Genomic DNA, 14,496 nt, shown 5'->3' with positions numbered 1-14,496 from the left:
GCTGGGTCCCGCGCGGGCGACCACACACCGACCGCCCCACGAGCAAGCCGAACCGGGAACGGCGCGTGGAGACGACAGGGAGGCGGAGACCGCGCGAGCCACTCCCCGACCCGTACGACAAGCACCTTCACGGAGCCTCGCTTGAACAACCTCCCCTTCGCCGCAGCCGACCTGGGTGCCACCAGCGGCCGGGTCATACTGGGTCGTGTCGGCCCGGACTCCCTCACACTCACCGAGGCGCACCGCTTCCCCAACGTCCCCGTCCCACTGCCGGACGGTCTGCGCTGGGACGCCCTCTCCCTCTTCCAAGGCGTCCTCGACGGCCTGCGCGCAGGAGGTCAGGTCGCTTCCGTCGGCATCGACACGTGGGCCGTCGACTACGGGCTCCTGGACGCGGACGGTGCCCTGCTCGGGCACCCGTTCCACTACCGCGACACCCGTACCGAGGGTGTTGCCGTCGAGGCCGTGTGGCCCAAGATCGGGCCCGATGAGCTGTACCGGGTCACCGGAATGCAGCACCTTCCGTTCAACACCGTCTTCCAGCTGGTGGCGAGTGCGGGCAGCGCTCAGCTCGGTGCCGCACGCACCCTGCTGCTGATCCCGGACCTGCTGATCCACTGGCTGACGGGATCCATCGGCGCGGAGGAGACGAACGCCTCCACCACCGGTCTGTTCGACGCCGGCACCGGCACCTGGGCCGACGGCTTCCCGGAGCGGCTCTCCCTCGATCCGGCGCTGTTGCCCCCGCTGCGCGCACCCGGTGACCCCGCGGGCACGCTGCTGCCGCACGTCGCCGCCTACACCGGCCTCCTTCCAGACACCCCGGTGACGACCGTCGCCTCGCACGACACCGCGTCGGCCGTGGCGGCCGTCCCGGCCACCGAGCCGGACTTCGCCTACATTTCGTGCGGCACCTGGTCCCTGGCCGGCCTGGAGCTCGACAAGCCCGTCCTGACCAAGGCGTCCCGCGCGGCGAACTTCACCAACGAGCGGGGTATCGACGGCACGGTGCGCTACCTGCGCAACATCATGGGCATGTGGCTCCTCGAGGAGTGCCGACGCGTCTGGGCCGCGCAGGGGCGGCCCACCGATCTGCCCACCCTGCTCGGAGAAGCCACCCGTGCCGAACCGTTCGTCAGCCTCGTCGACGCGGAGGCGCCGGAGTTCCTGCCACCCGGCGACATGCCCGAACGGATCCGCTCCTACTGCCGCCGAACCGGCCAGCCGACCCCCGATGGTCAGGGCGCCCTCGTCCGCTGCATCTTGGAGTCCCTGGCCCTCGCGCACCGCACGACCCTGCGCAAGGCCTCCGCGCTCGCCGACCGTGACATCAGCCACGTCCACCTGGTGGGCGGCGGTTCACACAACGAGCTACTGTGCCAGCTCACCGCCGACGCCCTCGGCATCCCGGTGATCGCGGGCCCCGAAGAGGCCACGGCCCTCGGCAACATCCTCGTCCAGGCCCGGGCCCAAGGCCTCGTCGGCGACCTGCCCGCCATGCGCCGCCTGGTCGCCGGCACGCAGGCGCTTCGCCACTACCCCCCGCGTGGCGACCGGGCCACCTGGGACGCAGCCGCTACTCGTCTGCCGGCCACCGAGAGTTCAGGGACGGAGTCATGATGCGCGTCGCCCTCTTCGCCACGTGCGTCAACGACGCGGTGTACCCCTCGACGGCCGTGGCCACCGTCAGGCTCCTGGAGCGCCTCGGCGTGCAGGTGGATTTCCCTGCTGCCCAGACCTGTTGCGGTCAGCCCCAGTTCAATACCGGTTACCGCCGGGAGACCGAGCCCCTGGTGCGCCGCATGGGGCGCGCCTTCGAGGACTACGAGTACGTCGTGACCCCGTCCGGCTCGTGTGCCGCGATGGTCCGCGACAACTACCCGCGGATGGCCGCGAAGAGCACGGACCCGCGACTGGTCCGGGCCTCGGACTCGCTGGTGCCCCGCCTGTACGAGCTGACCGAGTTCCTCGTCGACATCCTGGGGATCATCGACGTCGGCGCGTACTTCCCGCAAAAGGTGACGTACCACCCCTCCTGCCACGGCCTGCGCATGCTGGGTCTGGGCACCCGACCCACCCGGCTTCTCCAGGCGGTCCGAGGGCTGGAGTTGGTCGAGTTGCCGGGTGCGGAGGAGTGCTGCGGGTTCGGCGGCACCTTCGCTGTGAAGAACGCGGACGTGTCGGCGGCGATGGGCGCGGACAAGGTGCGCAACGCGCGTTCCACCGGCGCCGACGTCCTGTGCGGTGCCGACAACTCGTGCCTGATGCACATCGGCGGCATCTTCCGCCGACAGAACGCCCCGCAGCGGGCTCTGCACATCGCGGAGATCCTCGCCAGCACCGAAGAGGAGCCCTGGTCATGAGCGGCACGTTCGTCGGCATGCCCGCCTTCCCGAAGGCCGCGCACGACGCCGTGCGCGACACCACCCTGCGCGGCAACCTGCGCCACGCCACCCGCACCATCCGGGAGAAGCGGGCCCGCGCGGTCGCGGAGCTGGACGACTGGGCGCAGTTGCGCGAGGCCGGCCGGCGCATCAAGGACCACACCCTGCGCCACCTCGACCGGTACCTGGTGCAGGTGGAGGAGGCGGTCACGGCGGCCGGCGGGACCGTGCACTGGGCCGCCGACGCGGACGAGGCCAACGCGATCGTCGCCCGGCTGGTCGAGGAGACCGGCGAGCGGGAGGTGGTCAAGGTCAAGTCGATGGCGACGCAGGAGATCGGTCTCAACGAGGCCCTGGAGGCGGTGGGCATCCACGCCTACGAGACGGATCTCGCCGAGCTGATCGTGCAGTTGGGCAAGGACCGGCCGTCGCACATCCTGGTTCCGGCGATCCACCGCAACCGCGGGGAGATCCGGGACATCTTCCGCTCCGAGATGAGCGAGTGGGGGCGCCCGGCACCGGAGGGCCTGACGGACACGCCCGCCGAACTCGCGGAGGCGGCACGGCTTCACCTGCGGGAGAAGTTCCTGCGGGCCAAGGTCGGCATCTCCGGCGCGAACTTCGTGGTCGCCGAGACCGGCACGCTCGTCGTCGTGGAGTCCGAGGGCAACGGACGGATGTGCCTCACCCTGCCCGAGACGCTGATCTCGGTCGTCGGCATCGAGAAGATCGTGCCGAAGTGGCAGGATCTGGAGGTCTTCCTCCAGACCCTCCCCCGCTCCTCCACCGCCGAGCGCATGAACCCGTACACGTCCATGTGGACCGGCACCACCGACGAGGACGGCCCCAGCACCTTCCACCTGGTCCTGCTGGACAACGGCCGCACCGACACCCTCGCCGACGAGGTCGGCCGCCAGGCGCTGCGCTGCATCCGCTGCTCCGCCTGCCTCAACGTCTGCCCGGTGTACGAGCGGGCGGGCGGCCACGCCTACGGCTCGGTGTATCCCGGCCCGATCGGCGCCATCCTCAGCCCGCAACTGCGGGGCACGGGCAGCGAGATCGACGCCTCCCTGCCGTACGCGTCCTCGCTGTGCGGCGCCTGCTACGAGGTGTGCCCGGTCGCCATCGACATCCCCGAGGTGCTGGTGCACCTGCGGGAGAAGGTCGCCGACCAAGGAGGCCCAGGTCACCGGCTGGAGAAGGCCGCGATCAAGGGCGCCGGCTGGATCCTCGACCGCCCCGGTGTTCTCGCGGCGGCCGAACGCGTCGCGGCGAAGACCCGCAAACTGCACCCCAAGAGGCTCCCCGGGCCCGGCGCGAGCCAGTGGGCGAACAGCCGGGACCTGCCGGAGATGCCGGCCGAACCGTTTCGCGACTGGTGGAAGAAGAACCGGACATGACCTCCTCCCCCACGACCTCCTCGTCGCGCGAGCGGATCCTGGGCCGCGTGCGCGACGCCCTCCGCGACGCGCACGCGGCACCCGAGCCCGAACGCGGCTACCTCACCACCCACACCGCGGACGATCCGGACACCATCCTCGACCTGCTCCACGAGAACCTGGTCGACTACCGGGCGATCGTGCACCGTTCGACCGAGAGTGAGCTTCCCGGCCTCGTGGGCAAGGTGCTCGGCGACCACGGAGCCCGCACGGTCGTGGTCCCCCCAGGCCTGCCGACCGCCTGGCTCTCCGAGGCCGTCGCGGAGCAGCGCCCCGAGGATGGTGCGCGGTTGTCGCCGTACGACCTCGACGCCACGGACGCCGTGGTCACCGCCTGTGCCCTGGCAATCGCGGAAACCGGCACGATCGTCCTGGACGGCGGCCCAGCGCAGGGCCGGCGCGCCCTGACCCTCGTTCCCGACGTGCATATCTGCGTGGTTCGCGCCAAGGACCAGGTCGTCGCCTCCGTCCCGCAGGCGCTCCCCGGCCTCGACCCGCTCCGTCCACTGACCTGGATTTCCGGTCCGTCGGCGACCAGTGACATCGAACTGGACCGAGTCGAGGGCGTCCACGGCCCCCGCACCCTGCACGTAGTGCTGCTCACCTCCTGAGGCGCGTCCCTCGCCCACCGCACCGGCCGCCCGATGTCGGGTCGCCGATCACGGCGGCGCCGCCTCGCCTCTGCGTCTTGATTACGTCACCGGGTGCCGATATCGTCCAAGCCATTCGGCACTCGGTGTCAAAACGCTGCATCCGCAGCGGGTTCGCCCTCTCAACCTCTTCTTCCGGGGAGCGGAGACTTGGCAGACGCACTCTCCTTGCCGGCCCGGTCGCGGGACACCCGGTTCAGCGCGGGGTCGGCCGGCGCCGTCAGTGGCACCCGACAGGAACAACTTCCCTCCTTCGACGTTTCGAGGACAGGCCCGTGACCTGCTGCGACACCGGATCCGTTGCGGAGCCGCAGAGTCGGCTCGTCGACGTCGACGGCGTGACCCTGTCGGCGCTGGTGTGCGAAGTTCCGCGCCCGAAGGCCGTGTTGCTCGCCCTGCACGGCGGCGGCACTTCCTCCACGTACTTCGACTGCCCGGGCAGGCCCCGCCTCTCGCTGCTGCGTACCGCCGCGCACCTCGGCTTCACCGCCCTCGCGCTCGACCGGCCCGGCTACGGCGTCTCCGCGGAGCACGCCGACCGGTTCACCGACCCCGAGCATCATGTCGACCTCGCCTTCGCGGCGCTCGAATCCCTGCTCGCGGACCGGCCACGGGGCGCGGGCGTCTTCGTCCTCGCCCACTCGGCGGGCTGCGGACTCGCCCTGCGGATGGCGGCGGACAAACGCGGTCACGACTTCGTCGGCCTCGAACTGGCGGGCACCGGACGGCACCACCAGCGGACGGCCGACAGCGTCTTCGAGTCCACCGAACGCGAGGCCGACGCTCGGCCGGCGCGCCCGCGCGGCTTGAGGGCCCTGTTGTGGGGCCCTCGCCATCTGTACGCCCCGGACGTGTACGTCGACCCGACGATCGCCGCGCGATCGCCCCGCTACGAGTACGAGGCGCGGCACTGGGTCCAGGACTTCCCCGGCCTTGCCGCGCGGGTGTCCGTCCCGGTGGAGCTCTCCCTGGGGGACCACGAGACGGTCTGGCGGTCCGGTCCGGACGCGCTTGCCGACATCGCCGGCCTTTTCACGGCGTCGCCGCACGTACGGGTCAACGAGCAGACCAACGCCGGTCACAATCTGAGCCTCGGACTGACGGCACGCGCCTACCACCTGAAAGTGTTGTCGTTCGTGGAGGAGTGCGCGGTGTTGCGCGAGGCGGGTGACCAGCTGTGAATCAGGCGGCTTGAACCCGAGGCCGGGGTAGTGGGCGCCTCGTCTCGTCCCGTACGACCGCTGGGGACCCCGTCGCCACGGTTCGATCGCGACGCGGGACGAGACGGGCGATCATCACGGAATCCGCAGAACGGTCACCGTGCCGCCCTCGCTCCGCGGGCCGATGAACCCGTCCGCCAAGACCGTCGGCTCCAACCACCGCGAGACGAGGGGCCGAGGATCGATCACACCTTCGCGGAAGAGACGCACAGCCGTGTCCCACACGGCAGGCGCGTCCACGGCCGCCGCGCGCACGGTCAGCCGTCGCAGCGCCAACTGCGCCTGGTCCAGTGGCTTCGTGCCGGGCGGGAAGGCGCGGGTGAACACGACCTGCCCGGCTCGGGCGGCCAGGAGACACGCGGCGCCCGGGGAACCCGCCGATCCGGTCGTGTCCACGACGACGTCGAAGACACCCTCGGTCCTCGCCGCCTCGACCGTCGTGCAGTGCCGGGTCGCTCCCCACGCCAGGGCGCGCCCGCCCCGGTCGGGTGACGGGTCGACCACGACAAGGGCGAGCGGTGACATGGCGGTCATCATCTGGACGAGCAGCAGTCCCACACAGTCGGCGCCGAGGACCGCCACGCGCGGCCTCGTCTGGACAGCGGCCGCTTCGAAGGCAGCTGCCGCGACCGCCGCAGGCTCCAGCAGCGCCGCCGTCGCGAGGTCGGCGTCGGAAGGCAGGAGATGCAGCCTGTCCAGCGGGACGACCAGATGGCGGCGCAAGACGTACCGGCCGGCCGCGGAGCGTTGGCCGTACCCCCCGGAGGAGGTGCTCGGGCGAGGGGCCGGAAGGGTACGGACCACGGTCTTGCGGCCCCGAAGTCCGGTGTCCACTCCGGGGCCCGTCTCCTCGACACGGCCCGACCAGCCCACTCGGCGCGGGACCGCGGTCCGCACGGTGGCGCCCTTCTCCCACCGTTCCTCGTCCGCCAGCGCGACAGCTTCGACCGCGACGACGACGTGACCCGGGCCGGGGCGCGGAGCCTCACTCCTGTCCACGCCGAAGCCGACGCAATCGCCGGTGGGCGCACATCCGTGACGGGAACCGAACGGGTCGGAGGCGGTCATGGGTTCACCTTGTTCTCTTCCTTCCGGCCGTCGTCTCAGCCGGTCACGGGGTTCCCGTAGTACGCGTCGGGTCCGTGCTTGCGGGTGTAGTGACGGTCCAGCAGGTGCTGGGGCGGCGTGCCGGCCCCGAGGGCGAGTGAGTGGATGGCCATCTGAGCCACGGCCTCGCAGATGATCGCGTGTTCGAGCGACTTGGTCGCCGTGGCTCCCCAGGTGAAGGGACCGTGACCGGAGACGAGGGCCGCAGGCACTTCCGCCGCCCGCCGGTCATCGCGTCCGAGCAGGTCGACGATCACCTGGCCGGTGTTGAACTCGTAGTCCCGCGCGCACTGTTCGGGAGTGAGGTCGGCGGTGACCGGGATGGGACCGTTGAACGTGTCGGCGTGCGTGGTCCCGAGGACGGGAACGGGCCGACGGGCCTGGGCGAAGGAAACCGCGTGCGTGGAGTGGGTGTGGGTGACGCCGCCGATGGAGGGGAAGGCCAGGTAGAGACTGCGGTGGGTCTCCGTGTCGGTCGAGGGGCGCAGATCGCCCTCGACTACACGGCCGTCCTCCAGCGCTACCACGACCAGGTGCTCCTCGCGCAGCAGATCGTAGGGCACACCGGACGGCTTGATGACGAAGACGCCCGCCGCCCGGTCGACCGCGCTGACGTTGCCCCAGGTCAGGGTCGCCAGTCCGGCTTGCGGGATGCGGAGGTTGGCTTCCAGTACCTCGCGGCGCAGCTCTGGGGAGACGGCGCTGCCGGGCGCGTGCGTTCCAGCGGTGCTCATGAGGGAACTTCCTGTCGAAATCGGGTGGGAGCGGCGGCAGGCGCGGTCACAAGCCCTGGGCCAGTCGGTGGTAGGCCTGGTTCCAGCGCAGTTCCCTGGTGAAGCCGCGGACCGTGGTGTCGGAGTCGATGACCGCGAGTTCCACGTGCAGCATCTCCGCGAGGTCCTCCAGCTCCTCGGTCCCGAGGGCGGAGGTGAGGACGGTGTGGTGGGGCGCGCCCGCCGTCAGCCACGACTCCGTCGAGGTCGTCAGGTCAGGGTGCGGACGCCACACGGCCCTGGCGACGGGCAGCTCGGGCAGCGGTTCGGGAGCCTGGACCACGTCGATCGTGTTGGCCACCAGGCGGAACCGGTCGCCCATGTCGGCGAGCCCGACGACGACGGCGGGCCCGGGTTCGGCGTCGAAGACGAGACGGACGGGATCCTCCCGGCCGCCGATGCCCAGGGGATGGATCTCGCAGGAGGGCGTGCCCGCGGCGATGGTGGGGCAGACCTCCAGCATGTGCGCGCCGAGGATCAGTTCCTCACCGGGCACCAGGTGGTAGGTGTAGTCCTCCATGAAGGACGTGCCGCCGGACAGGCCCTCGGCCGCGACCTTGAGTGTGCGCAGCAGCAGAGACGTCTTCCAGTCACCCTCTCCGCCGAAGCCGTACCCGTCGGCCATCAGCCGCTGCACGGCCAACCCCGGCAGCTGCCTCAGCCCGCCGAGGTCCTCGAAGTTGGTGGTGAACGCCCGGAAACCGCCGTCCTCCAGGAAGGCGCGCAGTCCGGCCTCGATCCGGGCGGCGTAGCGCAGAGAGTCGTGCCGCTCCCCGCCGGCACGGAGCTCGGGGGCGATCCGGTACTCGTCCTCGTACCGCTCGACCAGCGAGGTGACCGCCGCCTCGTCCACCGAGTCGACCACGGCGACGAGGTCGTTCACCCCGTAGGTGTTGACGGACACGCCGAGTCTCAGCTGCGCCTCCACCTTGTCGCCCTCGGTGACGGCGACATCCCGCATGTTGTCGCCGAAGCGGGCGAGCTTGAGCGTCGCCAGTTCGGCCCGTCCGCACGCCGCACGTGCCCAGGCGTCGATACGCCGGACGACCCCGGGGTCGGAGACGTGCCCGGCCACCGTCTTGCGGGCGACACCGAGACGGCTCTGCACGTACCCGAACTCGCGGTCGCCGTGGGCGGCCTGGTTCAGGTTCATGAAGTCCATGTCGATGGTGGACCACGGCAGCTGCCGGTTGGCCTGGGTGTGCAGATGCAGCAGCGGCTTGGTGAGGGCATCGAGGCCGGCGATCCACATCTTCGCCGGGGAGAAGGTGTGCATCCAGGCGATCAGCCCGACGCAGTGGTCGGCCGCGTTGGCCTCCACGCACGCCCGGCGGATCGCGGCCGCGTCGGTCAGCACGGGCTTCCACACGATCCGTGCCCGGGTCCGCAGGCCCTCGGACAGCATCGCGCTGATCTCCCGCGACTGTTCGGCGACCTGGGCCAGGGTGTCGTCACCGTACAGACCCTGGCTGCCGGTGAGGAACCAGATCTCACATTCGGGCTGGGCGGACATGTGGTGCTTCTCCTTGCGTAGATGAGAGGGCTGTGGTGCGCCGGCACGGCGGTCCTGCGGCTAGTCCCGGGCGGCGAGGGCCGGCGCGGTGGTGCGGGCGGAGTTGCGCACCCGGCGCAGGCGGTGCAGGAGGAGGTCCCCTCCGCGCCCGAAGCCGTCGTGCAGTTCCCGGTAGACGGTGAAGAGCCCGTCGTAGGCCTGCGCGCGGTCGGGATCGGGGAGGTAGGCGTGCCGGCGCACGCGTCCCATGACGGCGGCGGCTGAACGCACGTCCGGGTAGGCACCCGCGGCGACGGCGGCGTGGATGGCCGAGCCGAGGGCGGGGCCCTGCTCCGAATCGGCCAGCGAGACCGGGCGGTGCAGTACGTCGGCGTAGATCTGCATGAGCAGTTCGTTCTTCTTCAGACCGCCGGCGACCACGAACTCGGTGACCGGCACGCCGTTGTCCTCGAACGCCTCGACGATCATCCGGGTGCCGAAGGCGGTGGCTTCGAGCAGGGCCCGGTAGACGTCCTCCGGGCGGGTGTCCAGGGTCAGGCCGACGAGCACGCCCGAAAGGTGGTGGTCGACGAGGACGGACCGGTTCCCGTTCATCCAGTCCAGTGCCACCAGACCGTGCGCGCCCACCGGCTGGTCGGCGCACTTGCGGGTGAGGAGCTGGTGCAGGTCCTGCCCGTCGCGCTCGGCCTCGGCCAGGTACTCGGCCGGCACCCCCTGACGGAGCCACCAGGCGAAGATGTCGCCCACGGCGCTCTGCCCGGCTTCGTAGCCGTAGGCGCCGTCGAGGATGCCCCCGTCGACGACACCGCAGATGCCGGGGACGTCCGCGAGTCGGTCGCTGTTGAGGACGTGACAGGTCGAGGTTCCCATGATGGCGAGGAGCTGGCCGTTCTCCACGGCCCGCGCGGCGGGTGCGGCGACATGGGCGTCGACGTTGCCCGCGGCCACGGCGATGCCCTCGGGCAGACCCGTCCAGGCCGCGGCCTCGGCGGTGAGGGAGCCGACGCGGCTGCCGAGTGGCGCCAAGGGGTGGTCCAGCCGGGTGCGCGCGAAGTCCGCGAAGCCCGGGTGAAGTGCGGCGAGGTAATCCTCGGCGGGGTAGGAGCCGTCCTGATGGATGCCCTTGTAACCAGCGGTGCAGGTGTTGCGGGACTCCGCTCCCGTGAGCTGCCAGACGATCCAGTCGGCGGCCTCGATCCAGCGCGCGCAGGCGGTGTAGGTGTCGGGGTCCTCCTCCAGGACCTGCAGGGCCTTGGCGTACTGCCACTCCGCGGAGATCTTGCCGCCGTAGCGGTGGATCCAGGACTCCCCGCGTTCGTGCGCGAGTGCGTTGATCCGGTCCGCCTGGCCCTGGGCGGCGTGGTGCTTCCACAGTTTGGGCCAGGCGTGCGGACGGTCGGCCAGCTCGGGGGTCAGGGCGAGCGGGGTCCCGTCGGCGAGTGTGGGCAGCACCGTGCACGCGGTGAAGTCGGTCGCGATGCCCACGACCCGGGATGCGGGTACACCGGCCGCGGCCAGGGCGGCGGGCACGGCAACGCGCAGGACATCGCGCCAGTCCTCCGGGTGCTGGAGCGCCCAGTCGGGTGGCAGGGGGGCGTCGCTCCCGGGCAGGCTCTTCTCGATGACGGCGTGCGGGTACTCGTGCACGGCCGATCCCATCTCGTGTCCGTCGCGCACGCGGACCACGACAGCCCGACCGGAAAGCGTTCCGAAGTCGACGCCCACCGTGTACTGCTCGGACTGCTCACCGGAACGTGTGCTCAGTCTGTTGGAACCGGACATGGGTCTTCTCTCGATCGAGGGGGCTGAAGCGGATGACTGACCTGCGAGGGGGGAACGTGAGTTCGCGGTGGCGCGGACTCACCGGACGGGAGTCAAGAGCCGGATGCCGTCAACGCGCCGTGCCGCCGTCATGTCGGGGGCATACGGGCCACTTGAAAATCTATCACTTATAAAAATAGGTGACCAGCGTGTACCAACGCGAAAAAGCGCGCTGTGTGCCCGAGAGCGGTCCGGGCACACAGCGCTGCCGGGGCCCTGGGTCAGGCAGGGCCGCCGACGCGCCTCACACCCGACGTCCAAGGGTGTGAGGACGTGTGTGTCAGACCGCCGACCAGGCGTCGTCGACGGGCAGGACCACGCCGTTCACGAACGACGCGGCGTCGGAGGCGAGGTAGACGATCGCGTCGGCCTGCTCGTCGGCCGACCCCAGTCGTCCGATGTTGGCGGTGATGAGCCCGCCGACCACGGCCGGGCCGTGGGCCTCAGCAGCCGTGTCGGGCCGCATCGCGGTGGCCGTGGGACCGGGGGCGATCGCGTTGGCCCGGATGCCCTGCTTTCGGTACATCACCGCCAGGTTCTTCACCAGACCGACGATTCCGTGCTTCGAGGCGGTGTAAGCCGCTCCCGCGGCACTGCCCCGCAGACCGGCCTCGGAGGCGGTGAAGACGATCGACCCCCGGCCGGCGGTGAGCATGTGCGGCAGCGCCGCGCGGGTCAGCAGGAAGGGCGCCGTCAGGTTGATCCTGAGCGTCCGCTCCCATTCCGCGTCCCCGGTCTCACCGAGCGCCGACATGCGGTCCATGATGCCGGCGTTGTTCACCAGCACGTCGATGCCGCCGAAAGCCTCCACGGCCTTGGCCGTGACGGCGTCCACCACCTGCTGGTCGCTCAGGTCGCCGACGACGGCGTGCGCGGTGCCGCCCGCCTCGGTGATCTCCTTGACGGTGCCCTCCGCACCCGCCTGGTCGAGGTCGGCGACCACCACACGTGCGCCCGCGCGGGCGAACTTCAGGGCCGTGGCCCTGCCGATGCCCGAGGCGGCGCCGGTGACGATCACGCTGCGGTCTTCAAGGCCCGTAATGGCCATGGTCTTTCCTTCTTTCAGTGGTTCCGCCGGCCCGGGGCGGTCAGTGCGACACCCCGCGGCCGGCTCGGTGGGCGGGAGGACGCGGAGGACCATCCGGCCGCTCCCGCCGGTGCCGGGGCGGATGCGGCCGGTGCCGCCGGCCCGCCCCGGTGCCCTGAGGTCAGGGCACGGTGATCGTCGCGGTGGATGCGAGCGCGTCACTGGCGAGGCCCACGAGCAGGGTGACGTCACCGGGCTCGATGCCTCGGCGACCGTCGCCCATGGTGTAGTGCAGCCGCTCCAAGGGCGCTTCGAGGACGAGGTCGCGCGACTCGCCCGGCGCCAGGGAGACGCGCGAGAAGGCGAGCAACTGGCGCACGGGGCGGACGACGGTGGCGAACTCGTCGCGGGCGTATAGCTGTACGACCGTCTCACCGTCGACGGAACCCGTGTTCGTCACCGTGATCCGGGCTCGCACCATGCCGTCGTCGAGCTCTGCGGCGGGCGTGCTGTCCTGCTCGGTGAAGACGGCCGAGAACGTGGTGTACGACAACCCGTGGCCGAAGGCGTACAGCGGCCCCTGCTCGGTCAGGTCTCCGTAGCCGTGGCGGGTGCCCGTCGGGTGGCCGTAGCCACTGCCGTGGTGGTGGCCGTGGTAGAGCGGGATCTGGCCCAGGTGCCTCGGGAAGGTGCTGACCAGCTTGCCGCTGGGGTTGACCAGACCGTAGAGGGCGTTCGCGACGGCGGTTCCGGCCTCCTCGCCCAGCAGTGGTGCCAGCAGGACGGCGTTGGAGACCCTCGCCGCGGTCTCCAGGATCAGTGGGCGCCCGGAGATGATCACGGACACCAAGGGCTTGCCGGTGGCGCCGAGGAGTTCGAGCAGTTCCTCTTGGTCACCAAGCAGCGAGGGCGAGACCGAGGTCTGTCCCTCGCCTGCAGTGTTGTTGCCGACCCAGCCGGTGCGCTCGCCGAGCACCGCGATCACCAGGTCGGCATCGCTCACGGCCTCCATGACGACCGAGGCGTCCAGGGCGTCCGCTGCACCCCTCTCAAAAGAGCCGAGGGCGACGTAGTCGACCTGCGCTCCGTTGTCACGCAAGGCCTGGAGCACGGTGGGGGCCTCGGGGTGCAGTTCGCGGGCCGCGGCCTCGAAGGTGTCGTCCATGCCGGGCATGCGGGTCTGGAAGATGTCGGTGAAGACGAAGGACGCCGGGTCGATGCCGGGGACCTTGCCCTCCATCACGGCCATCATGCCGATCGGCATCTCGGCGTTGGAGACGGACGTATACGCACCGAAGTGGACGCGCATCTCATCGGCGGCCGGTCCCACGACCGCGATGCGCCCACCGGTGCGCGGCAGCGGCAGCACGCCGTCGTTCTGGAGCAGCACGGTGCTGCGGGCGGCGATGGCGCGGCGCACCTCCGCGGCCTCCGTGCGATCCGGACGCACGGGCGCCGGAGCGGTCCCGATTCCGGGGATCAGGCCGACCCGGGCCTTCACCGTGAGTACGCGGGTCACCGCGAGGTCGACGACCTTCTCGTCGATCCGGCCGGCGGCGACCTCCTCGGCGAGGTGGCAGTAGTTCACGTCGGCGGGGAGTTCGACGTCCAGGCCGGCCGAAAGCGCCTGGACCGCGGCCTCGCCCTCCGTGCGCGCGGTGCGGTGAGCAGTGCGCAGCAGGTTTACCGCGTCGTAGTCGCCCACCACGATGCCCTCGAAGCCGAGGGTGTCACGCAGGAACTCGGTGAGCAGCCAGTGGTTGGCGGCGGACGGCACGCCGTCGATCTCGTTGTAGGAGTTCATCACCGAGGACAGACCGGCTTCGGTGATCGAACGGCGGAACGGCTCCGCGTACTCGTCGACCAGGGCCCGGCGGCCCAGCTGGGTGGCGGCCTGGTTCAGAGCTCCTTCCGAGTTGCCGTACCCGAGGAAGTGTTTGCCGGTGGCGAGTACGCCGGTGTCCTGGCCGGTGCCCTGGATACCGCGTACGAAGGCCACGGACATCTGTGCCGCCAGCTCCGGGTCCTCGCCGTACGTCTCGTGCACACGCCCCCAGCGCGGGTCACGGCTGATGTCCATCACGGGAGCGAACATCAGCTGGACGCCGGTCTGGAGCATGTGCGCGCCGGTCACCGCGGCACCGCGCCGGACCAGTTCCGGGTCCCACGTCGTCGCCTGTGCCCACGCCGTGGGGAACTGCGAACCCGAGGCGTGGAGGAAGCCGTTGATGCCCTCGATGTGGACCAGCGCGCCGATCCCGAAGGGCGACACCTCCCGGACGCCTGCCTGGATGGTGTCGAGCTTCGCTCGCAAGTCGTCGGCGTCGCCACCGATGAACCAGGCCATGGACAGGTGGCCGACACCGTGCGGACGGATCGTCTTCAGGCGCTCGGTGTCGATGCCGGGGGCGCCGCCCAGGCCCGCTCCGTCCATCGCAAACAGTTCGGGGGTGTTCAGGCCGCTGAGCTGCGCGACCTTCTGTTCCAGGGTGAGCTTGGACACCAGCCTGGTGATGTCGTCGGGGCCCCAGCCGCCAGTAGCCATGTCTTCTCTTTCGCTCG

11 protein-coding genes are annotated in these 14,496 nt (G+C 70.8%); 5 read left to right on the top strand and 6 right to left on the bottom strand.

Annotation, left to right across the window (positions count from 1 at the left end; translation table 11 throughout):
- The first annotated feature begins 141 nt into the window (after window positions 1-141).
- The 5 genes from AMK11_RS15250 (at window position 142) to AMK11_RS15230 (ending at window position 5,654) form a co-directional block, all read left to right on the top strand.
- Window positions 142-1,620 carry a rhamnulokinase gene (locus AMK11_RS15250; protein WP_073727284.1) on the top strand — a complete coding sequence of 493 codons (1,479 nt, stop codon included), beginning with the start codon at window positions 142-144 and terminating at the stop codon, window positions 1,618-1,620.
- Window positions 1,620-2,363 carry a (Fe-S)-binding protein gene (locus AMK11_RS15245; RefSeq protein ID WP_073727283.1) on the top strand — a complete coding sequence of 248 codons (744 nt, stop codon included), beginning with the start codon at window positions 1,620-1,622 and terminating at the stop codon, window positions 2,361-2,363. Before AMK11_RS15250 ends, AMK11_RS15245 begins: the two co-directional genes overlap by 1 nt.
- Window positions 2,360-3,784, top strand: a complete 1,425-nt coding sequence (locus AMK11_RS15240; protein WP_073727281.1) for a LutB/LldF family L-lactate oxidation iron-sulfur protein — start codon at window positions 2,360-2,362, stop codon at window positions 3,782-3,784. Before AMK11_RS15245 ends, AMK11_RS15240 begins: the two co-directional genes overlap by 4 nt.
- Window positions 3,781-4,434: a LutC/YkgG family protein gene (locus tag AMK11_RS15235; protein WP_073727279.1), complete on the top strand. Its 654-nt coding sequence runs from the start codon at window positions 3,781-3,783 to the stop codon at window positions 4,432-4,434. Before AMK11_RS15240 ends, AMK11_RS15235 begins: the two co-directional genes overlap by 4 nt.
- Window positions 4,435-4,748: 314 nt before the next feature.
- The gene (locus tag AMK11_RS15230) at window positions 4,749-5,654 is read left to right on the top strand and encodes an alpha/beta hydrolase (protein ID WP_073727277.1); all 906 of its coding nucleotides are present in this window, start codon (window positions 4,749-4,751) and stop codon (window positions 5,652-5,654) included.
- 114 nt (window positions 5,655-5,768) lie between these two features.
- On the opposite strand, the gene AMK11_RS15225 is transcribed toward AMK11_RS15230, so the two are convergent.
- From AMK11_RS15225 to AMK11_RS15200, 6 genes are all read right to left on the bottom strand, one after another.
- Entirely contained in the window at window positions 5,769-6,761 is a 993-nt protein-coding gene (locus AMK11_RS15225; RefSeq protein WP_073727275.1) for a zinc-binding dehydrogenase, read from the bottom strand.
- Window positions 6,762-6,796: 35 nt separating this feature from the next.
- Window positions 6,797-7,534 carry an L-ribulose-5-phosphate 4-epimerase AraD gene (gene araD / locus AMK11_RS15220; RefSeq protein WP_073727273.1) on the bottom strand — a complete coding sequence of 246 codons (738 nt, stop codon included), beginning with the start codon at window positions 7,532-7,534 and terminating at the stop codon, window positions 6,797-6,799.
- 46 nt (window positions 7,535-7,580) lie between these two features.
- Complete coding sequence (gene araA, locus AMK11_RS15215; protein WP_073727271.1) at window positions 7,581-9,086, bottom strand: L-arabinose isomerase; 1,506 nt, start codon at window positions 9,084-9,086, stop codon at window positions 7,581-7,583.
- A 60-nt stretch (window positions 9,087-9,146) separates the two neighbouring features.
- Window positions 9,147-10,868: a ribulokinase gene (gene araB, locus AMK11_RS15210; protein WP_073727269.1), complete on the bottom strand. Its 1,722-nt coding sequence runs from the start codon at window positions 10,866-10,868 to the stop codon at window positions 9,147-9,149.
- Between the two features lie 319 nt (window positions 10,869-11,187).
- Window positions 11,188-11,955 carry an SDR family NAD(P)-dependent oxidoreductase gene (locus AMK11_RS15205; RefSeq protein WP_073727267.1) on the bottom strand — a complete coding sequence of 256 codons (768 nt, stop codon included), beginning with the start codon at window positions 11,953-11,955 and terminating at the stop codon, window positions 11,188-11,190.
- Between the two features lie 160 nt (window positions 11,956-12,115).
- Window positions 12,116-14,479, bottom strand: a complete 2,364-nt coding sequence (locus AMK11_RS15200) for a glycoside hydrolase family 3 N-terminal domain-containing protein (protein ID WP_073727265.1) — start codon at window positions 14,477-14,479, stop codon at window positions 12,116-12,118.
- Between the last annotated feature and the right edge of the window lie 17 nt (window positions 14,480-14,496).

Source organism: Streptomyces sp. CB02414 (assembly GCF_001905385.1).
Classification (GTDB): domain Bacteria; phylum Actinomycetota; class Actinomycetes; order Streptomycetales; family Streptomycetaceae; genus Streptomyces.
This window is presented reverse-complemented; position numbering and strand designations above follow the sequence as displayed.